General features: G+C 67.7%; 23 protein-coding genes. 17 read left to right on the top strand and 6 right to left on the bottom strand.

Annotation, left to right across the window (positions count from 1 at the left end; translation table 11 throughout):
- Positions 1 to 31 precede the first annotated feature (31 nt).
- The 16 genes from rpsB to gloA all read left to right on the top strand — a co-directional run bounded on the left by rpsB (position 32) and on the right by gloA (position 14,706).
- Complete coding sequence (gene rpsB / locus CWC60_RS08665; protein ID WP_109793601.1) at positions 32 to 961, top strand: 30S ribosomal protein S2; 930 nt, start codon at positions 32 to 34, stop codon at positions 959 to 961.
- Between the two features lie 73 nt (positions 962 to 1,034).
- Positions 1,035 to 1,961 (top strand): translation elongation factor Ts, encoded by a 927-nt coding sequence (gene tsf, locus CWC60_RS08660; RefSeq protein WP_109793600.1) that lies wholly within the window; start codon positions 1,035 to 1,037, stop codon positions 1,959 to 1,961.
- 22 nt (positions 1,962 to 1,983) lie between these two features.
- Entirely contained in the window at positions 1,984 to 2,706 is a 723-nt protein-coding gene (pyrH, locus tag CWC60_RS08655) for a UMP kinase (protein ID WP_109793599.1), read from the top strand.
- 37 nt (positions 2,707 to 2,743) lie between these two features.
- Entirely contained in the window at positions 2,744 to 3,301 is a 558-nt protein-coding gene (gene frr, locus CWC60_RS08650) for a ribosome recycling factor (RefSeq protein ID WP_109793598.1), read from the top strand.
- Between the two features lie 27 nt (positions 3,302 to 3,328).
- Positions 3,329 to 4,042: an isoprenyl transferase gene (locus tag CWC60_RS08645; protein WP_241147908.1), complete on the top strand. Its 714-nt coding sequence runs from the start codon at positions 3,329 to 3,331 to the stop codon at positions 4,040 to 4,042.
- On the top strand, positions 4,035 to 4,826 hold the full coding sequence (locus CWC60_RS08640) for a phosphatidate cytidylyltransferase (protein WP_164516441.1): 792 nt from the start codon (positions 4,035 to 4,037) through the stop codon (positions 4,824 to 4,826). Before CWC60_RS08645 ends, CWC60_RS08640 begins: the two co-directional genes overlap by 8 nt.
- A complete protein-coding gene (locus tag CWC60_RS08635) occupies positions 4,823 to 6,034 on the top strand; it encodes a 1-deoxy-D-xylulose-5-phosphate reductoisomerase (RefSeq protein ID WP_206419842.1) in 1,212 nt (403 codons plus the stop codon). The genes CWC60_RS08640 and CWC60_RS08635 overlap by 4 nt, the downstream gene beginning before the upstream one ends.
- The gene (gene rseP / locus CWC60_RS08630) at positions 6,031 to 7,149 is read left to right on the top strand and encodes an RIP metalloprotease RseP (protein WP_109793595.1); all 1,119 of its coding nucleotides are present in this window, start codon (positions 6,031 to 6,033) and stop codon (positions 7,147 to 7,149) included. Before CWC60_RS08635 ends, rseP begins: the two co-directional genes overlap by 4 nt.
- 44 nt (positions 7,150 to 7,193) lie before the next feature.
- Entirely contained in the window at positions 7,194 to 9,446 is a 2,253-nt protein-coding gene (bamA, locus tag CWC60_RS08625; protein ID WP_206419841.1) for an outer membrane protein assembly factor BamA, read from the top strand.
- Positions 9,447 to 9,456: 10 nt separating this feature from the next.
- Positions 9,457 to 10,017 (top strand): OmpH/Skp family outer membrane protein, encoded by a 561-nt coding sequence (locus CWC60_RS08620; RefSeq protein WP_164516440.1) that lies wholly within the window; start codon positions 9,457 to 9,459, stop codon positions 10,015 to 10,017.
- The gene (gene lpxD / locus CWC60_RS08615) at positions 10,017 to 11,045 is read left to right on the top strand and encodes a UDP-3-O-(3-hydroxymyristoyl)glucosamine N-acyltransferase (protein WP_109793593.1); all 1,029 of its coding nucleotides are present in this window, start codon (positions 10,017 to 10,019) and stop codon (positions 11,043 to 11,045) included. Before CWC60_RS08620 ends, lpxD begins: the two co-directional genes overlap by 1 nt.
- The gene (fabZ, locus tag CWC60_RS08610) at positions 11,045 to 11,515 is read left to right on the top strand and encodes a 3-hydroxyacyl-ACP dehydratase FabZ (RefSeq protein ID WP_109793592.1); all 471 of its coding nucleotides are present in this window, start codon (positions 11,045 to 11,047) and stop codon (positions 11,513 to 11,515) included. Before lpxD ends, fabZ begins: the two co-directional genes overlap by 1 nt.
- A gap of 1 nt (position 11,516) precedes the next feature.
- Complete coding sequence (gene lpxA / locus CWC60_RS08605) at positions 11,517 to 12,317, top strand: acyl-ACP--UDP-N-acetylglucosamine O-acyltransferase (RefSeq protein WP_109793591.1); 801 nt, start codon at positions 11,517 to 11,519, stop codon at positions 12,315 to 12,317.
- A complete protein-coding gene (locus CWC60_RS08600; RefSeq protein WP_109793590.1) occupies positions 12,307 to 13,137 on the top strand; it encodes an LpxI family protein in 831 nt (276 codons plus the stop codon). Before lpxA ends, CWC60_RS08600 begins: the two co-directional genes overlap by 11 nt.
- Position 13,138: 1 nt before the next feature.
- A complete protein-coding gene (gene lpxB, locus CWC60_RS08595; RefSeq protein WP_206419839.1) occupies positions 13,139 to 14,308 on the top strand; it encodes a lipid-A-disaccharide synthase in 1,170 nt (389 codons plus the stop codon).
- On the top strand, positions 14,305 to 14,706 hold the full coding sequence (gloA, locus tag CWC60_RS08590) for a lactoylglutathione lyase (protein ID WP_109793588.1): 402 nt from the start codon (positions 14,305 to 14,307) through the stop codon (positions 14,704 to 14,706). The genes lpxB and gloA overlap by 4 nt, the downstream gene beginning before the upstream one ends.
- A 168-nt stretch (positions 14,707 to 14,874) precedes the next feature.
- Here gloA and CWC60_RS08585 read toward each other — a convergent pair whose 3' ends face one another.
- From CWC60_RS08585 to gltX, 3 genes are all read right to left on the bottom strand, one after another.
- Positions 14,875 to 15,093 carry a hypothetical protein gene (locus tag CWC60_RS08585; protein WP_109793587.1) on the bottom strand — a complete coding sequence of 73 codons (219 nt, stop codon included), beginning with the start codon at positions 15,091 to 15,093 and terminating at the stop codon, positions 14,875 to 14,877.
- A 10-nt stretch (positions 15,094 to 15,103) separates the two neighbouring features.
- The gene (gene gltA, locus CWC60_RS08580; RefSeq protein ID WP_109793586.1) at positions 15,104 to 16,411 is read right to left on the bottom strand and encodes a citrate synthase; all 1,308 of its coding nucleotides are present in this window, start codon (positions 16,409 to 16,411) and stop codon (positions 15,104 to 15,106) included.
- Between the two features lie 114 nt (positions 16,412 to 16,525).
- The gene (gltX, locus tag CWC60_RS08575; protein WP_109793585.1) at positions 16,526 to 17,929 is read right to left on the bottom strand and encodes a glutamate--tRNA ligase; all 1,404 of its coding nucleotides are present in this window, start codon (positions 17,927 to 17,929) and stop codon (positions 16,526 to 16,528) included.
- Positions 17,930 to 17,984: 55 nt separating this feature from the next.
- Here gltX and CWC60_RS08570 point away from each other — a divergent pair, with 55 nt between their 5' ends.
- Positions 17,985 to 20,150 (top strand): ComEC/Rec2 family competence protein, encoded by a 2,166-nt coding sequence (locus tag CWC60_RS08570; protein WP_109793584.1) that lies wholly within the window; start codon positions 17,985 to 17,987, stop codon positions 20,148 to 20,150.
- Here CWC60_RS08570 and lexA read toward each other — a convergent pair.
- The 3 genes from lexA to moaC form a co-directional block, all read right to left on the bottom strand.
- On the bottom strand, positions 20,114 to 20,827 hold the full coding sequence (gene lexA, locus CWC60_RS08565; protein ID WP_109793583.1) for a transcriptional repressor LexA: 714 nt from the start codon (positions 20,825 to 20,827) through the stop codon (positions 20,114 to 20,116). The two genes, CWC60_RS08570 and lexA, sit on opposite strands and share 37 nt — an antisense overlap.
- A gap of 80 nt (positions 20,828 to 20,907) precedes the next feature.
- On the bottom strand, positions 20,908 to 22,110 hold the full coding sequence (locus CWC60_RS08560) for a molybdopterin molybdotransferase MoeA (protein ID WP_109793582.1): 1,203 nt from the start codon (positions 22,108 to 22,110) through the stop codon (positions 20,908 to 20,910).
- Positions 22,107 to 22,583 carry a cyclic pyranopterin monophosphate synthase MoaC gene (gene moaC / locus CWC60_RS08555; RefSeq protein ID WP_109793581.1) on the bottom strand — a complete coding sequence of 159 codons (477 nt, stop codon included), beginning with the start codon at positions 22,581 to 22,583 and terminating at the stop codon, positions 22,107 to 22,109. The genes CWC60_RS08560 and moaC overlap by 4 nt, the downstream gene beginning before the upstream one ends.
- Between the last annotated feature and the right edge of the window lies 1 nt (position 22,584).

Raw genomic sequence — 22,584 nt, 5'->3', positions numbered from 1 at the left:
GCGAAACCGGATCAAAAGGAGCACACAGGCCATGGCATTGCCTGATTTCTCGCTGCGCCAGCTTCTCGAAGCGGGCGTTCACTTCGGCCATCAGACCCACCGCTGGAACCCGAGGATGGATCCCTACATCTTCGGTTCGCGCAATGGCGTGCACATCATCGACCTGTCGCAGACCCATCCGATGCTGCACCAGGCGCTGAAGACCATGCGCGACATCGTCGCCGGCGGCGGCCGCGTCCTGTTCGTCGGCACCAAGCGTCAGGCCTCCCAGGCTGTGGCCGACGCCGCCGGACGTTGCGCGCAGTTCTACGTCAATCATCGCTGGCTGGGCGGCACGCTGACCAACTGGAAGACCATCTCCCATTCCATCCGCCGCCTGCGCGAACTGGAAGAGCTGCTGGTGCAGACCGAGACCGGTCTGACCAAGAAGGAGCTGCTGCAGCTTACCCGCGAACGCGACAAGCTCGACCGTGCGCTGGGCGGCATCAAGGAAATGGGCGGCCTGCCCGACGTCATGGTCGTCATCGACACGGGCAAGGAGAAGATCGCCGTGGCCGAGGCCCGCAAGCTGGGCATCCCGGTGATCGGCATCTGCGACACCAACGCCGATCCCACCTTCATCGACTACCCCGTGCCGGCCAATGACGACGCCCTGCGCGCCATCAACCTCTACTGCGAGCTGTTCAGCCAGGCCGTGCTCGACGGCATCCAGGCGGAGATGAGCGCGGGCGACGAGGATGTCGGCGAGCTCGAGAATCCGATTGTCGACATCCCTGTCGAGGAGACCGGCGCGAGCGAGGCAGGCGAGGGCACGGGCCACGAGATCGAGGGCGGCGCCGACGAGACCACGGGCGACAGGCCTGCGGGCGAGGTCCCGGCCGCCGACGAACCCGAGACGCCGGCGCCCAAGGAGGGCGAGGAAGGCGCGGAGAACCTTGTCGAGAAATCGAAGGAAGCCTGAGCCGCAATCTCCTGCGGGAGCGGCGTTGGCGCCGCGGTTCAAGCGGACAGAAAATCAAGGAAAGGGCTGAACAATGGCTCAGATCACGGCATCGCTGGTCAAGGAACTGCGTGAGAAGACCGGCGGCGGAATGATGGACTGCAAGAAGGCGTTGCAGGAGACCGACGGCGATCTGGAGGCGGCGGTCGACTGGCTGCGCAAGAAGGGGCTTGCCGCCGCCGCCAAGAAGGCCGGCCGCACCGCGGCCGAGGGCCTGGTCGGCGTGGCCACCGAAGGCAATGAAGGCGCGATCGTCGAACTGAATTCGGAAACCGACTTCGTCGCCCGCAACGACAGGTTCCAGGCGCTGGTCAATGAGATCACCGTTATCGCGCGGGCGAAGGACGGCGATCTGCAGGCCGTGCTTGGCGCGGACTTTCCGGGCACCGGCCGCACCGTCGAGGAAGAGCTGACCAACGCCATCGCCACCATCGGCGAGAACATGAGCCTGCGCCGCACGGCCGCACTGAAGGTCGAGAACGGCGTTGTCTCCAGCTACGTCCACAATGCCGTGGCGCCGGGCCTCGGCAAGATCGGCGTTCTGGTGGCGCTGGAATCGACCGGCGACGCCGCGAAGCTGGACGAACTCGGCCGCCAGGTGGCGATGCATGTCGCCGCCGCGAACCCGCAGTCGGTCTCGCCGGCGGACATGGACCAGGACATCGTCGAGCGGGAGCGCTCGGTGCTGCGCGAGCAGGCCCTGGCCTCCGGCAAGCCCGCGGAGATCGTCGAGAAGATGATCGAGGGCCGGATCCGCAAGTTCTACCAGGAAGTCGTGCTGCTGGAGCAGACCTACGTGATCGACCCCGACAACACCGTCGGCAAGGCCCTGAAGGCGGCGGAGGCCGATGTCGGCGCGCCGATCGCCGTCAAGGCCTTCATCCGCTTCGCCCTGGGCGAGGGGATCGAGCGCGAGGAAAGCGACTTCGCCGCCGAGGTGGCCGCGGCCACCGCGAGCTGATTCCGGCGGGGGCGGTGCTGCGATGACGGACGCGTCTCCATGGCGTCGGGTTCTTCTGAAGTGCTCGGGAGAGGCCCTGATGGGCGAGGGCGCGTTCGGCATCGACTTCGCCGCGCTTGACAGGATCGCCGGCGACATCGCCGAGGTCCGCGGTCTTGGTGTGGACGTCGCGGTCGTCGTCGGCGGCGGCAACCTGTTCCGGGGCGTGCGCACCGCCGCCAAGGGCATGGACCGCGCCAGCGCCGACCAGATGGGCATGCTGGCCACGGTGATGAACGGTCTGGCCCTGGCCGATGCGCTGGAGCGCCGGGGCGCGCCGGCGGTGGCGATGTCGGCGATTCCGATGCCTACCGTTTGCGCCGCCTACACCAGACGCGATGCGGCCGCCGCGCTCGCGGCCGGCAGCGTCGTGATCTCGACGGCGGGCACCGGCAATCCCTTCTTCACCACCGATACGGCCGCCGCGCTGCGCGCCGCGGAGCTGGGCTGCGACCTGCTGGCCAAGGGCACGCAGGTGGATGGCGTCTACAGCGCCGATCCGAAAACCGACCCGTCGGCGACCCGCTTCGATCGGCTGAGCCATGACGAGGTGATCGCGCGGGATCTGAAGGTGATGGACATCGCCGCCATCGCGCTGACCCGCGAGAACCGCATTCCGGTCATGGTTTTCGATCTTCATGAGGCGGGCGGCTTCGCGGCGGCATTGACGGGCCGGGGACGGTCGACAACGATCACCGATCAGTGAGCCGCCCGGCAAGGGCGACGGGCAGCGGGAGGGCCAGATGGCAGAACTCGACCTTGACGACATGAAACGCCGCATGGCCGGCGCGGTCGATGCGCTGAAGAAGGATCTGAGCGGACTGAGGACCGGACGCGCCTCGGCGGGGCTGCTCGATTCCGTGATGGTGAAGGTCTACGGCAGCGAAATGCCGCTCAACCAGGTGGCGACGGTCAACGTGCCCGAGGCGCGCATGCTTTCGGTCCAGGTCTGGGACCGCAACAACGCCGGCGCGGTCGAAAAGGCGATCCGCGAATCGAATCTCGGCCTCAATCCGGCCGGCGAGGGCCAGATCATCCGCGTGCCGATCCCCGAGTTGACCGAGGAACGCCGGCGCGAATACACCAAGGTCGCCGGCCAGTATGCCGAACAGGCGCGTGTCGCGGTGCGCAATATCCGCCGCCATGCCATGGACGAGCTGAAGAAGCAGGAGAAGGACGGCGATATCAGCCAGGACGACCATCGTCTCTACGCCGACGAGGTCCAGACCGATACCGACCAGACCATCAAGGAGATCGACCAGCTTCTGGAACAGAAGCAGCAGGAAATCATGCAGGTCTGATCCCGGATGGCCAACCCCGAACCCCGCATGGAATCCGCGCTGCCGCCGCGCCACGTGGCCATCATCATGGATGGCAACAGGCGCTGGGCGAAGGCGCGGGGCCTGCCGCGGCTTGAGGGGCATCGCCGGGGCGCCGAGGCCGTGCGCGCGACCGTGCGCGCCGCCGCCGAGATAGGCATCGAGTACCTGACCCTGTTCGCCTTCTCCTCGGAGAACTGGCGGCGTCCGGCCGAAGAGGTCGACGATCTGATGGGGCTGCTGCGCCATTACCTGCGACGGGAACTGGCCGAACTGCACCGCAACGACGTGCGGGTTCGCGTGGTCGGCGATCGTGAGGGGCTTGCCCGGGACATCCAGGCCCTGATTCAGCAGGCCGAGGAGACGACGCGCGGCAACACCCGGCTGGACCTCATCATCGCCGTCAACTACGGCGGCCAGGCAGAGATCGTCCATGCCGCGCGCCGGCTGGCCGGGCAGGCGTCCCGTGGCGAGATCTCGGCCGAGGATATCGACGAGGACATGATCCGCGCCGGTCTCTACGCCCCCGACGTGCCCGATCCCGAACTGCTGATCCGCACAAGCGGCGAACAGCGGCTCAGCAATTTCCTGCTCTGGCAGGCGGCCTATGCGGAGCTCGTTTTCGACGACGTGCTGTGGCCGGATTTCGACCGCGAGGCGCTGGAGCGCGCCCTCGCAACCTATGGCTGCCGCGATCGCCGGTTTGGCGGGCATATTGGCTAGAATCCCGCGCGGCCTCCGGGTTCGTATCGTATCGGCGCTGGTGCTGGCGCCCGTCGCGCTGGTGATCATCTATCTGGGCGGCGTCGTGTGGCTGCTCATGGTCGCGGGCGTCGGCTGGCTGGTTCACCGGGAGTGGCGCGCGGTGACCGGCGCGCCCGGGCTCGTCGGGTCGCTGGCGATGCTTGTGCTGACCTGGGCCGGAGCGGTGGCCCTGCACTACGGCGACGCGGACCTCGGCTGGGCGCTGGCCGGACTTGGGTTCGGGGCGGCGGTGCTGGCGGCGCTGGCCGGCCGCGGATCGCCACTGTGGGCCGGCGCCGGCGCGGCCTATGTGATCCTGCCGACCCAGGCGCTGGTGACGGTGCGCGAGGCCGGGCCGGAATCCGTGATATGGTTGTTCCTCGTGGTCTGGGCCACGGACACCGGCGCCTATCTGGCAGGCAGCCAGATCGGCGGACCGAAGCTCTGGGCCCGGGTGAGCCCCAACAAGACCTGGGCCGGCGCACTGGGCGGCGCCCTGATCGGCGCCGGGGCAGGCGCGTTGCTGGCGTGGCTGGCCGGGGAGGACGAGGCGGTGGGGGCGGCGCTGGTCCTCGGCGCGGTGATCGCGATCGTCGCGCAGTTGGGCGACCTGGCGGAGTCGGCCTGGAAGCGTCACTTCAAGGTCAAGGATTCTGGCGGTATCATACCGGGTCATGGCGGCGTGATGGATCGCATCGACGGTCTCATCGCCGCCGCCGTCGCCCTGGCGGTGATCATACGGCTTGACGGAGTATCGATTTGACGGTTGCCGAGCCCATTCCCAAGGCCGCCCGCCTGCCTGGCGAAATCAAGACCGTGACGGTTCTGGGGGCCACCGGCTCGATCGGACTGAACACGCTCGATCTGGTCGAACGGCACCGGGACCGCTACGCGGTCGACGCACTGACCGCACAAAGCAATGTCGACGAACTGGCGGCGCTGGCGCGTCGTCACGGCGCGCGCCGCGCGGTGATCGGCGATCCGGCCCTGCATGGCCGGTTGAAGGCGGCGCTGTCGGGCAGCGGTATCGAGGCCGCGGCGGGCCCGGACGCGCTGGTCGAGGCCGCCGATGGCGACGCAGAGTTCGTCATGGCCGGCATTGTCGGCTCGGCGGGCCTGGCGCCGACGCTGGCGGCGATCCGGAGGGGCGCCCAGATCGGCCTGGCCAACAAGGAATGCCTGGTCTGCGCCGGCGAGATCGTGATGCGGGAGGTCCGCCGCTCAGGGGCCGAACTGTTGCCGGTGGATTCGGAACACAACGCCATCTTCCAGGTCTTCGACGCCGAACGCAGCGAATCGGTGAAGCGCATTCTGCTCACCGCTTCCGGCGGACCCTTCCGCAACTGGAGCCGTGAACGCATGGCCCAGGCGACGCCGGAACAGGCCGTGGCCCACCCCAACTGGTCGATGGGCGCGAAGATCTCGGTCGATTCGGCGACGATGATGAACAAGGGCCTTGAGATGATCGAGGCCTTCCACCTGTTCCCCCTGCAGCCGGACCAGATCGTCATTCTGGTACACCCCCAGTCGGTGATCCATTCGATGGTGGAATATGTCGACGGCTCGACCCTCGCGCAGCTCGGCAGCCCGGACATGCGCACGCCGATCGCCTACTGCCTGGCCTGGCCGGAGCGGATCGCCGCGCCATCGCCGCCGCTCGACCTGGCCGCGATGGGCCAGCTCACCTTCGAGGCGCCGGACGAGACGCGTTTTCCGGCGCTGCGGCTGGCCGGCCACTGCCTGCGGGCCGGCAGCGAGGCGGCGACCGTTCTCAACGCAGCCAACGAGATCGCCGTCGCGGCCTTCCTCGAACGCCGAATCGGCTTCCTCGATATCGCCGCCTGCGTTGAAAAGACCCTCGACCGCATCAATATCGAGGATGCGACGTCGCTCGAAGACGTGTTCGCGCTCGACGCCGCCGCCCGTCGCCTGGCCGACAGCCTGATTCCCGGGAGCTCATCTCAGAAATGATCGATCTCATCATCGGCTACGCACTGCCGTTCGTCGCGGTGCTGACCGTTCTGGTGTTCGTGCACGAACTCGGACACTACCTCGTGGCGCGCTGGTGCGGCGTTGCGGTCGAGACCTTCTCCATCGGCTTCGGACGGGAAATCTACGGCTGGAATGATAGCCGTGGCACCCGCTGGCGGGTCTCGATACTGCCGTTCGGCGGCTATGTGAAATTCGCCGGTGACCAGGGGCCGGCCAGTACGCCGGACCGGGCCGCGCCCGCGGACGATCCCGACAATTTCCACAACAAGCGGCTCTGGCAGCGTGCGGCGGTGGTCGTCGCGGGGCCGGCGGCGAACTTTCTGTTCGCCATCTTCATCTTCGCGGCGCTGTTTATCAGCCTGGGCCAGCCCCAGACGCCGGCGCGCGTCGACACGGTGCTGCCCGACAGCGCCGCCGCGCAGGCCGGACTGCAGCCGGGCGACCTGATCGTCGCCGCCGACGGCGAGACGGTCGACGACTTCGGCGATATCCGCCGGATCGTGGCCGTGAACCTGGACCGCGAACTCGATCTGGCGGTCGAACGCGACGGCGAGGTCGTGCACTTCGTTCTAAGGCCGGAGGTCGTGGAGATCGATGACGGTTTCGGGCGGACCAGCCGTGTCGGCCGCATCGGCATCACCGCGGTCGCCCAGTCCGAGTACCGCTCGCTCGGCCCGCTGGAAGCCGTTGGCGAGGCCGTCGAGCGCACCTGGGAGACGACGACTGCGACGTTGTCGGCGGTCGGCGACATGTTCATCGGTGAACGCTCCGTGCAGGAACTGCGCGGCCCGCTGGGCATTGCCCACCTGTCGGGCGAGGTGGCTCAGTTCGGAATTGTGTCGCTCGTCAACTTCGCCGCGTTCATCTCCATCAGCCTCGGGCTTATCAACCTGTTTCCGATCCCCATGCTGGACGGCGGACATCTATTGTTTTATGCCGTCGAGGCGGTTCGCGGGCGGCCGCTCGGCGAGGCGACGCAGGAGATCGGTTACCGGATCGGCCTCGGCCTCGTCGTCGGGCTCATGTTGCTCGCGACAATGAACGATGTCGTCCAGTTCGGCCTGGCGGATTTCGTCACCGGGCTGTTCTCCTGACCGCTGAGGGGGAGGGCACTGGAACAGAGAGTGGGGCGCAGGGCTTGTTGCGACGTATCGCCGGAATACTGACGCTGCTGGTGTTGCTCGGCTCGCCGGCAGCCGCGCAGCAGGTCATGATCGAGGACATCGCCGTCGAGGGCAATCAGCGCATCGAGGCCGAGACCGTGCGCTCGTACATGCGCCTCCAGACCGGCAACGCCTATGAGCGCAAGGAACTCGACGCTGCGCTGAAGCGTCTCTACGCCACTGGGCTGTTCGCCGACGTCACCTTCCGCCGGCAGGGCGATGTGCTGGTCGTCAGCGTGGTGGAGAACCCGGTGATCAATCAGATCGCCTTCGAGGGCAACAAGGCGCTGGACGACGATTCCCTCTCGGCGGAGGTCCAGCTCCGCCCCCGCATCGTCTACACCCGTGCGCGCGTCCAGAGCGACGTACAGCGCCTGCTCCAGCTCTACCGCGTCAGCGGCCGCTTCGCGGCGGTGATCGAGCCCAAGATCATCCAGCTGCCGCAGAACCGGATCAATCTGGTCTTCGAGATCCAGGAGGGGACGCCCACTGAAGTCCGCGCAATCCGCTTCCTGGGCAACGAGGAGTTCAGCGACAGCGAACTGCGTTCCGAGATCTCCACGCAGGAAAGCGCCTGGTACAGCTTCTTCTCCACCACCGACATCTATGACCCGGATCTGATCGCCCTGGACCGGGAGCGCCTTCGGCAGTTCTACCTCAACAACGGCTATGTGGATTTCCGCGTGCTGTCGGCGGTGGCCGAACTGACCCCGGACCGGAAGGACTTCTTCATTACCTTCACGGTCGAGGAGGGGGAGCAGTACACGATCTCCAGTGTTGAGATCGACGCGTCGGTCAAGGATGTCGACCCCGAGACACTGCGCGCCAGCATCGCCGACGAGCCCGGCGATATATACAGCGCCGAGCGGATCGAGCAGGCCATCCAGGACATCAAGTTCGAGCTCGGCCGCCGGGGCTTCGCCTTCGTCGAGGTGCGCCCGCGCACCCAGCGCAACCGCGAGGAGCGCACGATCGACCTGACCTACCAGGTCCGTGAAGGTCCCAGGGTCTATGTCGAACGCATCGACATCGAGGGCAACACGCGCACCCTGGATTCGGTCATTCGGCGCGAACTCCAGCTGATCGAGGGCGACGCCTTCGACACCGCCAAGCTGGAGCGCTCGCGCCGCCGGCTGCGCGCCATCGACTACTTCTCGAACATCCAGATTCAGCCCGAACAGGGGACGCGGCCGGATCGGGCGGTGATCAAGGTCGAGGTCGAGGAACAGCCGACCGGCGAGCTTTCGCTTGGCGCCGGCTTCTCCACCAGCGAGGCGGTGATCGGCGACGTATCGATCCGCGAGCGCAATCTACTGGGCCGCGGTCAGGATCTGCGGCTTGGGCTGTCGCTCTCGCTCCGGCGACGCGAGATCGACCTCTCGTTCACGGAGCCCTATTTCCTGGACAAGCCCATCGCGGCGGGTTTCGACATCTTCAACACCAACCTGGACTTCCAGGACGAAAGCTCCTTCGACCAGAGCACAACTGGCTTCCGCCTGCGCTCGGGCGTATCGCTCAGCCAGCATCTCAGGCTGAATCTCAACTATCAGTTCCGCCGCGACAACATCAAGAACGTGGGGGCGACGGCCTCGCTGTTCATCCAGCAGCAGCAGGGCGTGGCCTTTACCTCTTCGGTCGGCTACACGCTGCGCTATGACCAGACCGACGATCCGATCACGCCGACCAGCGGCTTCGTCACGACGCTGGAGCAGGAGTTTGCCGGCCTTGGCGGCGACGTCCGAGACATCCGCACCCAGGTTCGTCACGCCCAGTTCTTCCCGTTGTGGGGAGACTTCGTGCTGCAGCAGTCGGTGCGCGGGGGCGCGGTCGTCGGACTGTTCGAGGACATCCGCATCAACCGGCGCTTCTTCGTCGGCGGCGACACCTTCCGGGGCTTCGCGCCCAGCGGCGTCGGTCCCCGCGACGTGGCCACGCGTGACGCCCTGGGCGGCGAATTCTTCGCCGTCGGCACGACAGAGTTGCAGTTCCCTCTGGGGCTGCCGGAGGAACTCGGCATGTCAGGCCGGGTCTTCAGCGACTACGGCACCGCCTTCGGCGTGGTCGCCAACGGTGTAGAGGACGATCCGTCGCCGCGACTTTCGTTCGGTGTCGGCGTTACCTGGAAATCGCCCTTCGGCCCGATGCTGTTCGATGTCTCGCGTGCGGTCCTCAAGAACGATTTCGACGAGACGGAGGCTTTCCGTTTCAGCTTCGGTACCCGGTTCTAGAGGTGTTGGCATGACGCGTTTTCTGTCATTGATCGTCCTGTTCGCCATGCTCGGCGTCGCTGCTGTACAGCACCAGGCGGCGGCGCAGTCCAATCCCCCGGCGGTGATCGCCACCATGGACAGCCAGCGGATCCTGCGGGAAGCCAAGGCGGGCAAGAGCGTCGCCAGTCAGATCAAGAGCTTCATCGACGAGTTGCAGGCGGTGATCAAGCGCGAGGACGAGGCGTTGAAGGCCCGTCAGGACGAACTGCGCCAGCAGGCCGCGATCCTGTCTCCGGATGCGCTGGAACAGCGCCGGGCGGAGCTGCAGCAATCCTTCAACGACGCGCAGCGCATGGTCCAGGACCGCCGCGTTGCCATCGACCAGACCCGCCAGCAGGCTCTGGAAGTGATCAAGGGCCAGATGCTCGACATCATCGAGGAACTGCAGCAGGAACGCGACTTCAACGTGGTGCTCGACCGCAGCAGCTACTCCTGGGCACTGCCGTCGCTGGACATCACCGACGAGATCGTCAAGCGCCTGGATCAGCGTCTGCCATCGGTCAGCGTGGCGCGCCCGAAGGGTTTCTGATGGCCGACAGCCGTTTCCACAGACGGGCGGGACCTTTCACGCTCGGCGACCTAGCCGCCCGCACCGGCCTTTTCCGGGTGCCGGAAGGCGCCGATCCGTCTCGCGAGGTCGCCGATGTGGCGCCGCTGGAGACTGCGGGCCCCGACGACCTCAGCTTTCTGGACAACCGCAAGTATCTGCCGCAGTTCGCCGAGACCCGCGCAGGTTTCGTGGTTGTCGATCCCGGTCTTGCCGCGCGCGCGCCGGCGGGGACGGTGGCGCTCGCGACGCCGCATCCCTACCTGGCCTATGCGCTGGTGGCCCAGACGCTCTATCCGGAGCCGGCGGTGGACAGCGGCCGCCATCCGAGCGCCGTGGTCGACGCCTCCGCGCGCGTGGCCGAGAGCGTGGAGATCGGAGCCAATGCCGTTGTCGGACCCGGGGCCGAGGTCGGCGAAGGCACGGTGATCGGGCCGGCGGCCACACTCGGGGCCAACGTCGTGGTTGGCCGGGATTGCCGCATCGGCGCCAATTGTTCGCTGGAAACCTGCGTGCTGGGCGACAGAGTGGTGCTGCAGCCGGGCGCGCGGGTCGGCATGCCGGGTTTTGGCTTCGCGCCTCATCCGGAGCGGCATCAGAGGGTGCCGCAGCTTGGCCGCGTGCTGATCGGCGACGACTGCCAGATCGGCGCCAACACCTGCATCGCCTGCGGCTCGGGACATGATACGGTGCTCGGCCGGAACGTGTGGATCGACAATCTTGTGCAGATCGCCCACAACGTCGAGATTGGCGACGGGTCGATTCTGGTCGGCCAGGTCGGCATTGCCGGTTCGGCCAGGATCGGCCGGTTCGTCCAGATGGGCGGCCAGTCGGCGCTGGCGGGCCATGTGCGCGTCGGCGACCAGGTGCAGATCGGCGCGAAGTCGGGCGTGATGAACGATGTGCCGGACGGCGCCGCGGTGATCGGTCAGCCGGCGATACCGGCAAGGGACTTCTGGCGGCAGATCGCCGCGCTGCGCCGCCTGGTTTCGAAGAAGGGGTCGGACTGATGACTGAAGCGGAGAAGACCGCCGTCGGGCCCGTCGAGGTGACGCGGATCATGGAGATGATTCCGCATCGCTATCCGATGCTGATGGTCGACCGTGTGATCGACATCGTGCCGGACGTGAGCGCTGTCGGCATCAAGAACGTCACCGTCAACGAACCCCATTTCACCGGCCATTTTCCAACCCAGCCGGTCATGCCGGGCGTGCTGATCATCGAAGCGATGGCCCAGACCTCGGCGGTGCTGTTCGCGCAGACCCTGGGCACCAGGATGGAGGGCAAGGTGGTCTATTTCATGACCATCGACGAATGCCGTTTCCGCCGTCCCGTGATCCCCGGCGACCAGCTGATGATTCATGTCCGGAAGCTGCGCGGGCGGGGGACGCTGATCTGGAAGATGAAGGGCGAGGCCTATGTCGGCGAACATCTCGCCGCCGAAGCCGAATTCGCCGCCATGATTCAGGATGATGGCTGAGATGGCCGCCGAGGTTCACCCCAGCGCTTTCGTCGCCGACAATGTGCGGCTCGGCGAGGGCGTCCGCATCGGGCCGTTCTGCGTCGTCGATGGCGATATCGAACTGGGGGACGGCGTCCGGCTGGCTTCCCATGTCGCCGTGGCGGGGCGTACCCGCATCGGGCCGGGCAGCCGCGTCTTCCCCTTCGCCTCCATCGGCCACGAGCCCCAGGACCAGAAGTATCACGGCGAGGAGTCCTCGCTGGAGATCGGTGCGAACTGCACCATCCGCGAGCATGTCACCATGAATCCCGGCACCGAAGCGGGCGGTCTGGTGACGCGGGTCGGGGACAACTGCCTGGTGATGATCGGCGCCCATATCGCGCATGACTGCCTGATCGGCGACAACTGCATTCTGGTCAATAACGTGACCCTCGGTGGCCATGTCGAGGTCGACGACTGGGCCATCATCGGCGGCATGACCGCGGTGCATCAGTTCGTGAAGATCGGACGTCACGCGATGATCGGCGGCGCTTCGGCGCTGGGCACGGACGTCATCCCCTATGGCCTGGCGCGCGGCAATCTGGCGACCCTGGACGGCCTCAATCTCGTCGGGTTGAAGCGCCGCAATTTCAGCCGCGAGGAGATCCACACGCTCCGTCGCGCCTACCGCTTCCTGTTCGCGCCGGAAGGTACGATGGAGGAGAAGGTGGCCGACGCCGAGAAGCTGTTCGCCAACGAGGCGGGCGTCGGCGAGATCCTCGAATTCATCCGCGGCAGTTCCTCGCGCGGCCTCTGCACCCCGGCGCGGGATGTCGCCTAGGCGCCTCGGACTGATCGCCGGCGGCGGAGAGGTGCCCGGCAATGTGGCCGATGCAGCCGTCGCCGCCGGGATGGAGGTTTTCGTGCTGGCCTTCGAGGAAACTACGGATCCCGCCCTGCTGGCGCGCTTTCCCCATCGTTTTATCCGCTTCGACAAGGTCGGCGGCACCCTCGAAGCGCTGAAGGCGAACGATTGCGACAGCGTCTGCATGGTGGGCAAGGTCGCACGGCCGGATTTCAGCAAGCTGCGGCCGGACATGGCCGGCATCGGTCTGCTGCCGAAGGTCCTGGCAGCGGCCAGGAAGGGCGACGACGCCCTGCTTCAGGTGCTGGTGGACTTCTTTGACAAGAAGGGCTTCCGGGTCATGGGAGCGCACGAAATCGCTGGCGACGTCCTGGCGGGCGCGGGGCCCATGGGCCGGGTTGCTCCTGGCGAGCAGGATCTGGCGGACATTGAGAAGGGGATGGCGGTCGTCGACGCGCTGGGCGCGCTCGACGTCGGCCAGGGCGCTGTGGTGCGCGACGGGCTGGTGCTGGCCGTGGAGGCCGCCGAGGGCACCGACCGCATGCTGGAGCGCTGCGGCGGCCTGGGCGAGGGCGCCGGGGGCGTACTGGTCAAGCTCACCAAACCGGGACAGGATCACCGGGTCGATCTGCCGACCATCGGCGTGGAGACAGTGGCGCGGGCCGCCGCCGCGGGTCTGAACGGCATCGCCGTGGAGGCGGGCGCCGCCATGGTGATCGACCGCGTGGCGACGCTGGCGCGGGCCGATGCCGAGGGCCTGTTCATCACCGGGGTCGCCCGCGCCGGAAGGACCTGAGATGCTCCCCATCCGCATCATGCTGGTGGCCGGCGAGCCGTCGGGCGACGTTCTGGGCGCCCACCTGATGCGATCACTGAAGAAACTGGCCGGGGAGCGCGTCGAGATCGTCGGCGTCGGCGGCGACGCCATGGCGGCGGCCGGGCTGGAGTCGCTCTTTCCGATGGATGAACTCTCGGTGATGGGATTGTTCGAAATCCTGCCGCGGGCGCCGGCGATCCTGCGCCGGCTGCGGGAGACCGAGGCCTTCGCGCGGGCGAAGCGGCCACATGTGCTGCTGACCATCGATTCGCCGGGGTTCAACAAGCGTCTGGCCCGGCGGTTACAGGATCTCGATACCATCCGGATTCACTATGTCGCGCCGTCGGTCTGGGCCTACCGCCCGAAGCGGGCCGTGACCACGGCGGCGCTCTACGATCATCTGCTGACGCTGCTGCCCTTTGAGCCGCCCTTGTTCGAGAAGGAGGGTCTGGCGGCCACCTTCGTCGGCCATCCCGCGGTGGAGGCGGAGAACGCCTATCAGGGAGACATGCGGGCTTTCCGGGCGGCGCAGGGACTGTCCCCTCATGTGCCAGCGCTGGCGGTGCTGTTTGGCAGCCGGCGGGGCGAGGTCCGGCGGCTGGGGCCGGTCTTCGTGGACGCCTTGCGCCGTCTCGCCGAGCGGGTCCCGGCCGCCCACGTGCTGGCGCCGACGCTGCCGCACCTCCAGGCGGAGGTCGACCGCATGCTCGCCCGCCAGCCACTGCCGTACACCGTCCTCGGGCAGGCCGGGAAGATGGACTGCTTCCATGCCGCCGACAGTGCCCTCGCAGCTTCGGGCACCGTCGCGCTGGAACTGGCTCTGGCCGGGACGCCGGCGGTCGTCGCGTACCGCATGAACGCGCTGACCGCGGCCCTGGCGCGGCGGCTGATCCGCATACCCTACGCCAGCCTGGTCAACATCCTGATGGACAAGCCTGTCGTGCCCGAGCTGATTCAGGGGAACTGCACCGCCGGGGCCATCGCCGGCGCGCTGCAGCGGATCATGACCGATCCGGTCGCCCGCGACGCCCAGATCGAGGCCGGGCGGACGGTCGCCATGATGCTGAAGCCCGGCGCCCTCTGGCCTTCGGACAAGGCGGCGCGCGTGGTATTGAACCTGGCCGAAACGAACAGGGAGAAGGACGCATGAAGGACGCTCGTCTGCTGCACACCATGATCCGGGTGAAGGATCTCGACCGCTCGCTGGACTTCTACACCCGCCTGCTGGGGATGAACCTGCTGCGAAAGAAGGATTTCCCGACCGGTGAGTTCACGCTGGCGTTCGTCGGCTATGGCGACGAGGCCGACAGCACGGTCATCGAGCTGACCCACAACTGGGGTCAGACGGACAACTATGACCTGGGGGACGGTTTCGGCCATCTCGCGATCGGGGTGCCGGACATCTACGGCACCTGCGACGAGCTGGAAAAGGAAGGCGTTCCCATTCCGCGCCCGCCGGGCCCCATGAAACACGGCGGATCGGTCATCGCCTTCATCGAGGATCCGGACGGCTACAAGATCGAGCTGATCGAGCGCAAGGCGGCCTAGATCAGTCCATTGTTCGATCGGACCGCCACTTGTTCGGCGTGTCACCCCCGCCACCGTGCGGGGGTCCGGAGCGGCTTTGCCGCAAGTCGATGATCCTGGCCGGATGCCCACACAAGGCGGGCATGACACCGAAGCTCCACTGGCGATTCAATTCAACCGAGGACCGGTCTAGCCGAGAAACGCGGCGCAGGCCGCGGCTGCGGCGACCGCCGCAGCAAGCAGAATCAGCCGGAATCCAACGCCGGCCCGCCAGGGCGGCACGTTGTCGTTGGCGGGCCGCTTCGGCAGCACGGCGAGCCGGCCGATGGCCGGCCCGGGCCGCGGGAACCCGTTCCCGCGAAACCGCGGGACGGTGGAATTACGCGACTGATTCTGTTCCCGCCGCATGGTTCATGCCTCAGTCGCGCTTGTGGATCGGCACGTAGGGATGCTGCGCCGGGCCGGTATAGAGCTGGCGCGGACGGCCGATCTTCTGGTGGGGATCCTGGATCATCTCGTTCCACTGGGCGACCCAGCCGACCGTGCGGGCCAGGGCGAAGAGAACGGTGAACATCTCCATCGGGAAACCCATCGCCTTCAGGATGATGCCGGAATAGAAATCCACGTTCGGGTAGAGCTTCTTGTCGACGAAGTAGTCGTCTTCCAGCGCCACCTTCTCCAGCTTCATGGCGATCTCGAGCAGCGGATCGTCCTTGATGCCCAACTGGTCGAGGACCTCATGGCAGGTCTGCTGCATGACTTTCGCGCGCGGATCGTAGTTCTTGTAGACGCGGTGACCGAAGCCCATCAGACGGAAGGGGTCATCCTTGTCCTTGGCGCGCTTGACGCACTCGTCGACGCGATCGACGGTGCCGATCTCGTTGAGCATGCGCAGCACCGCCTCGTTGGCGCCGCCGTGGGCGGGGCCCCAGAGGCTGGCGATGCCGGCGGCGATGCAGGCGAAGGGGTTGGCTCCCGAGGATCCGGCCAGGCGCACCGTCGAGGTCGAGGCGTTCTGCTCGTGGTCAGCGTGCAGGATCAGGATGCGGTCCATCGCCTTCGCCAGAACCGGATCGACCCGATAGCTCTCGGCCGGGACGGCGAACATCATGTCCAGGAAACGCTCGGAATAGGACAGGTCGTTCTTCGGATAGATGAAGGGCTGGCCGATGGAATACTTGTAGGCCCAGGCTGCGATGGTCGGCATCTTCGCCACCAGCCGGTACGACGCCACCATGCGCTGGTGCGGATCGTCGACGTCGGTGGAGTCATGATAGAATGCGCTCATCGCGCCGACCACGCCGACCATGATCGCCATCGGATGGGCGTCGCGTCGGAAGCCGCGGAAGAAGTAGTTCATCTGGTCGTGCAGCATGGTGTGCCGGGTGACCGTGTCGACGAATCCGGCCTTCTGCTCCGCGGTCGGCAGCTCACCGTTCAGCAGCAGATAGCAGACTTCCATGTAGTCGGAGTGCTCCGCCAGCTCGTCGATCGGGTAGCCACGATGCAGCAGCACACCCTTGTCGCCGTCGATGTAGGAGATCGCGGACTGGCAGCTCGCAGTCGCCGTAAAACCGGGGTCGTAGGTGAAGTAGCCGGTTTCGCCGTAGAGCTTGCGGATGTCGATGACATCCGGACCGACCGTCCCGGAGAGGACGTCGACGTCCAGCTTGGCCTTCTTGCCGACCGAGATCGCGGCCTTTCCGTTGGTTTTGGCTTCACTCATCGTGGACCCCCATCCTGTTGTTCGTTGGGCGGCTCGGTCGCCGCGGAATTCCCTTGACCCTTATATGGGCATTATAGCCCAAGCGCCGCGCGAGAAAATCTCGCGGACCCTGCGTCAGATGCGATCACCTATGCGCGCGAGCGACTCCTCCCGGCCCAGCGCGACGAGCACATCGAAGATGCCCGGTGAGACGTTGGAGCCGGTCAGCGCCGCGCGCAGCGGCTGCGCCACCTTGCCGAGTTTCAGTTCGTTGGTCTCGGCATAATCGCGTACCGCGGCCTCGGCGGCCGCGGCGTTCCAGTCCTCCAGCGCGGCGAGACTGTCGCGTACGCCCGCCAGGATCTCTGGCGCCTCGCCGGAGAGCAGCCTGGCCGCCTTTTCGTTTGTCGCGATCGGCCGCTCGGCGAAAAGAAAGCCGGCGCTTTCAGCGAGTTCGGCGACTGTCCTTGCGCGTTCCTTCAGCGAAGGCATGATGGCAAGCAGGCGGGCGCGTCCATCGGCGTCGACATCCTGGCCCTTGCGCGCCAGCATCTCGCAGACCAGTCCGACCAGCCGACCGTCGTCAGCCTGGCGCAGATAGTGGCCGTTCAGGTGCTCCAGCTTCTGGAAATCGAAGCGCGCGGCGCTGCGGCCCACATGGTCCAGGTCGAACCATTCGATGGCCTGCTCGGTGGAGAATATCTCGTCGTCCCCATGGGCCCAGCCGAGACGCACCAGATAGTTGCGCATGGCCTCGGGCAGGAAGCCCATGTCACGGTAGGCATCGACGCCGAGTGCGCCATGGCGCTTGGAGAGCTTGGCCCCGTCCGGTCCGTGGATCAGCGGGATATGGGCGAATTTCGGCGGCCTCCAGCCAAGCGCGCGGAAGATCAGGCTCTGTCGCGCCGCGTTCACCAGGTGATCGTCGCCGCGGATGATGTGGGTGATATCCATGTCGTGATCGTCCACCACGACCGAAAGCATGTAGGTCGGCGTGCCGTCGGCGCGCAGCAGGACCATGTCGTCGAGCTGTTCATTCTGAAACGAGACCTGGCCCTGGACCAGATCCTCGATGATCGTCTCGCCGGTCCGCGGGGCCTTCAGGCGGATCGCGGGCAGAACATCCTTCGGCGCGTCCGCCGGGTCGCGGTCCCGCCAGCGCCCGTCATAGCGCACCGGCTGTCCCGCGGCGCGCTGGGTGTCGCGCATGGCCTGCAGCTCCTCGGGGCTGGCGTAGCAGCGATAGGCTTCGCCGCGATCCAGCAGCTGTTCGACGATCTCGGCGTGACGCTGCTGGCGTGCGAACTGAAAAACGGGTTCCTCGTCGGCCTCCAGGCCGAGCCAGTTCAGGCCGTCGAAGATGGCCTCGATCGCCGTGTCCGTGGAGCGTTTGCGGTCCGTGTCCTCGATGCGAAGCAGGAAGCGGCCGCCGTGGTGGCGGGCGTAGAGCCAGTTGAACAGGGCGGTGCGTGCGCCGCCGATGTGCAGGAAGCCGGTCGGCGAGGGCGCGAAACGTGTGACGACGCCGTCCTTGGGCATGGATGACTTCTCCTGATGATCGGGATTGACGTAGCATCGCTTCGGGAGGGCGTGGATGTATCATATCCCCGCAGGACTGACGAGACGGCTTGGCGCGGCGGCGGCCCGCCTGTTGCGCGATCCGGCCGGCGCTCTTGCTGCGGCCCTGGAGGCGGAGCGGGGGCGGCTGTTCAACTTCGTGCCCGTCCTCTTCGGCGGCGGCATCGCCGTCTATTTCGCGCTCCCCTTCGAACCGGCGCTGCCCTGGCTGGCGTTTCTCGCAGTGCTGGCGATGTTCGCCACGGTCCAGTTGCGGGCCACGCCGGTCCGGCTGCCGGCGCTTGCCTGCCTGCTCGCGGTTCTGGGCCTCGCGGCGGCGGCGCTGCGGACGGAGGCTGTGCGTGCGCCCATTCTGCCGGCGGAAGTCGGGCCGACGGAACTGGCGGGGGAGGTGCTGGCGGTGGAGCGCCGGCCCGACGCGGCGCGACTGGTCCTCGCGCCGGATCGCTTCGGCCGGCTTCGGGCCGAGGATCTGCCGCACAAGGTGCGGATTTCCGTCCGCAGCGGTGCGGAGGCCATCCGCGCCGGCGACACGGTCACGATGCTTGCCTTCGCCGGGCCGCCCTCGCCGCCGGCCGAACCGGGCGCCTTCGATTTCCAGCGCTACGCCTTCTATCGTGGTCTCGGCGGCTACGGCTATGCGCTCGGCGCGGCCGAAATCGTCCGGCCCGGCGAAGGGAGCGGCTGGCTGAGCCGGCTCAGGGACCGCATGGCCTCCCGCATCGCCGGCGCCATCGGCGGGGCCGCGGGGGGCGTCGCGGCAGCCCTGATCACCGGGGACCGCAGCCGGATCGGGGAGGCGGAGGAGCAGGCGCTGCGCGATGCCGGGCTGGCGCATCTGCTGGCGATCTCGGGCCTGCACATGGGTCTGGTGACCGGATTTCTCTTCTTCGGTCTGCGCGCGCTGCTGGCTCTGCATCCGCCGCTTGCGTTGCGCCGGCCGATCAAGAAATGGGCGGCGCTGACCGCGATCGCCGGCGGCGCGGGCTATCTCGTGCTCACCGGCGGCTCGGTGCCGACCGTCCGCGCCTTCGTCATGGTCGCGCTCGTCATGCTTGCGGTGCTGGCGGACCGGCGCGCGATCTCGCTCAGAACCGTGGCTCTGGCAGCGATGCTGATCCTCGCGCTGTCGCCCGAAGCGCTGGTCGAACCCGGCTTCCAGATGTCCTTCGCCGCCGTCACCGCGCTGGTCGCCGCCTACGAGCGCTATGGCGACCGCTGGCGCCGTTCGGGCGGGGAGAGAGGACCGCTCCGCCGCATCGTCGGCTATCTGGCCGGCGTCGCGCTTACCACGCTGATCGCCGGGGCTGCGACCGGACCGTTCGCGATCTACCATTTCAACCGTTTCGCCGACTACGGCGTGCTGGGCAATCTGGCAGGGATTCCTTTGGTCGCATTCTGGGTCATGCCCACGGGGACCCTGGCGGCGCTGGCGATGCCCGTCGGGCTCGACGGACCGCTGCTGTGGCTGATGGGACAGGGCATCGATGCCGTGCTGACGGTCGCGCACTGGGTCGCGGCGCTGCCCGGCGCAGTCCGTCTGGTGCCGGCCATGCCGGTCTGGGGGCTGACCGCCGTGGCCGTGGGCGGGCTCTGGCTTTGCCTGTGGGCGCGCGCCTGGCGCGTGCTCGGGCTCGGCGGGATCGCGATCGGACTGGCCTCGCCGCACCTGGCCGAGCGGCCGCTGATCCGCGTGGATTCGGACGCCCGGCTTGTCGCGGTGCGCACCGAGACCGGCGGGGTCATGCTCTCCTCGGCGCGGCGGGAGAAGTTCACGGCGGATCAGTGGCTGGCGCGCGACGGACTGGCGGGGTCGCTTCCGTGGCCTGCGCGGCTGTCCAGTCCCGACGGGCGCATGCGCTGCGACGATGCGGGCTGCATCTGGCGTGCGGATGGCTGGATGATCGCCCTGCCCGTGCATCAGCGCGCCGTGGCCGAGGACTGTACGCGGGCCGACGTGGTGATCAGCCTGGTGCCGGTCTTCGGGCGCTGCCCGTCGGCCCGGATCGTCATCGACCGTTTCGACATCTGGCGCGATGGCGCGCATGCGCTCTGGTTCGATGCCCGCGCCGGCCCTTCGGCCAGGTCGGTGAACGCGGTCCGCGGCCGGCGGGCCTGGATCAGGGATCCGGTGCCGGCGAAGGATCAGTACTGGCGGAAGAGGGCGGTCAGCCGGCCCTGAATGCGCACCTGGTCGGGGCGGTAGATGCGGGTCTCGTAGGCCGGGTTCTCGGCTTCCAGCGCGATGGCGTTGCCGCGGCGGCGCAGGCGCTTCAGCGTCACTTCCTCGCCGTCGATCAGGGCCACGACGATGGCGCCGTTCTCGGCGGTGTCGCAGCGCTCGATCACGACGGTGTCGCCGTCCAGGATGCCGGCGTTGATCATGGAATCGCCGGCCACTTCCAGGGCGTAGTGTTCGCCCCGGCCCAGCACGTGGCCGGGAACGTCGATGTAGTTGGACTGGTCGCGCAGCGCCTCGATCGGCGTGCCGGCGGCGATCCGGCCGTAGAGGGGCAGGGTGGCGCTCTCGCCGGCCGCGGGGGCGGGGGTCGCCCGGGCGGGCAGCGGCTGGCTCGCCACGACCTGGGGCTGGAATGCGCCGACCTTCGGCTCCTGTATCCTCTGGCGGCCCTCGGGCGTCGCCGAATCCGGCAGCTTCAGGATCTCCAGCGCCCGCGCCCGGTGCGGCAGGCGGCGGATGAAGCCGCGCTCCTCGAGCGCCGTGATCAGCCGGTGGATGCCGGACTTCGACCTGAGGTCCAGCGCGTCCTTCATCTCGTCGAACGAAGGACAGACGCCATTGTCCTTCAGATAGTCGTGAACATAGAGCAGGAGCTGGTGTTGCTTGCGTGTGAGCATGGGCGTCGGCCTCCTGACCGCTCGAAAACGAATCCTGTTATGTTCTACGTAAGTTCCTCGATTCCGTCAATGTTCCCTCATCAGGCGAGGTGATCGAGCGTGATGTAGTCGATCGGCTCGCCGGCCGCCATGGCGGGTGCGTGCGGCGGTCTTACTGCCAGGGCGTTGGCGCGCGACATGACCGACAGCATCGAGGAATCCTGGCGCTCGAACGGCGTGACCATCGGCGGACCGTCGTCCGCGGAGACGGCGATGCTGCGCAGATAGTCTTCGCGGCGGTCGTTGGCGGGCAGGTCCCGGCCAAGACGCCCGCGGCGGAGCGGCGGCACGGTGTCTTCGGCGCCCAGCATGGCGCGGATGGCGGGGCGCAGGAAGATCACGCCGCAGACCAGCGCCGAGACGGGATTGCCCGGCAGACCGAGCAGAGGCACATCGCCGAAGCGGCCGAACATCAGCGGTTTGCCCGGCCGCATGGCGATGCGCCAGAAGTCGATGTCCAGGCCCTTGCCGCCCAGCACCTCCTGCACGAGGTCGTGCTCGCCGACCGACGCGCCGCCCAGCGTCACCAGCATGTCGCAGCCGCCCGCCCGGCGTCCGGCCTCCGCGAGAGCATCGGGCCGGTCGGGCGCGATGCCGATATCGACCGGTTCGCCGCCGGCCTTCGCCACCAGCGCGCCGACGGAGAGCGCATTGGACGAGATGATCTGGTCAGGCCCCGGCGCCTCGCCAGGGCGCACGAGCTCATCGCCCGTGGAGAGCAGCGCGATGCGCGGGCGCCGCCGCACGGGCACCCAGGGCGCGTTCATGGCGGCCAGCAGGCCGATGTTGCGCGGCCCGATTTCCTGGCCGGCCGCCATGCCGGCATCGCCTTCGCGGAAGTCGAGGCCGGCCGGGCGGACATATGTTCCGGGGGCGACGGCCGCCTTCGGCCGGATGGTGTCGCCGTCGGCTTCCGCATCTTCCTGGATCAGGATGGCGTCGGCGCCTTCGGGCAGGGGCGCGCCGGTGAAGATGCGCACCGTCTCGCCCGGGCCGATCGATCCGTCGAAACCGTGACCGGCCGCGGATTCGCCGATCTGCCTCAGCGGCTGGCCATTTCCGGTATCGGCGGCGCGGACTGCGTATCCATCCATCGCCGACATGTCGGCGGGCGGCTGGGTGCGCCGCGCCAGTACCGGCTCGGCCAGCACCCGGCCGCTGGCGCGCTCCAGCCCGACCCATTCCAGGGGTGTCGGCGACAGCGCGGCCAGGATGCGGCCGCGCGCTTCCGCGACGGGAATCATTCGGCCCCGAACCGGCCGGACTTGCCGCCTTCCTTGGAGATCAGCCGGACCCCGGTGATGACCATGTCGCGCTGCACCGCCTTGCACATGTCATAGACGGTCAGCGCCGCGACCGAGGCGGCGGTCAGCGCCTCCATCTCGACCCCGGTCTTGCCGGTGACCTTGCAGGTCGCGCGGATGAGAATGGCGGGCGGGTCGTGCTCTGTCGCGAGATCGACCTCGACGCTGTTCAGCGACAGCGGGTGGCACAGCGGGATCAGGTCCGGTGTCTTCTTCGCGCCCATGATCCCGGCCAGCCGCGCCACGCCCAGCACGTCGCCCTTCTTCGCGCGGCCCTCGACGATCAGGGCGAGGGTCTCCGCGGAGACGAGGACCCGGGCCTCCGCCACGGCGGTGCGCTTCGTCTCGTCCTTGGCGCCCACGTCGACCATCCGGGCCGCACCCTTGTCGTCGAAATGGGTGAAGCCGGCCATC

It is taken from the genome of Minwuia thermotolerans (assembly GCF_002924445.1).
Lineage (GTDB): Bacteria > Pseudomonadota > Alphaproteobacteria > Minwuiales > Minwuiaceae > Minwuia > Minwuia thermotolerans.
This window is presented reverse-complemented; position numbering and strand designations above follow the sequence as displayed.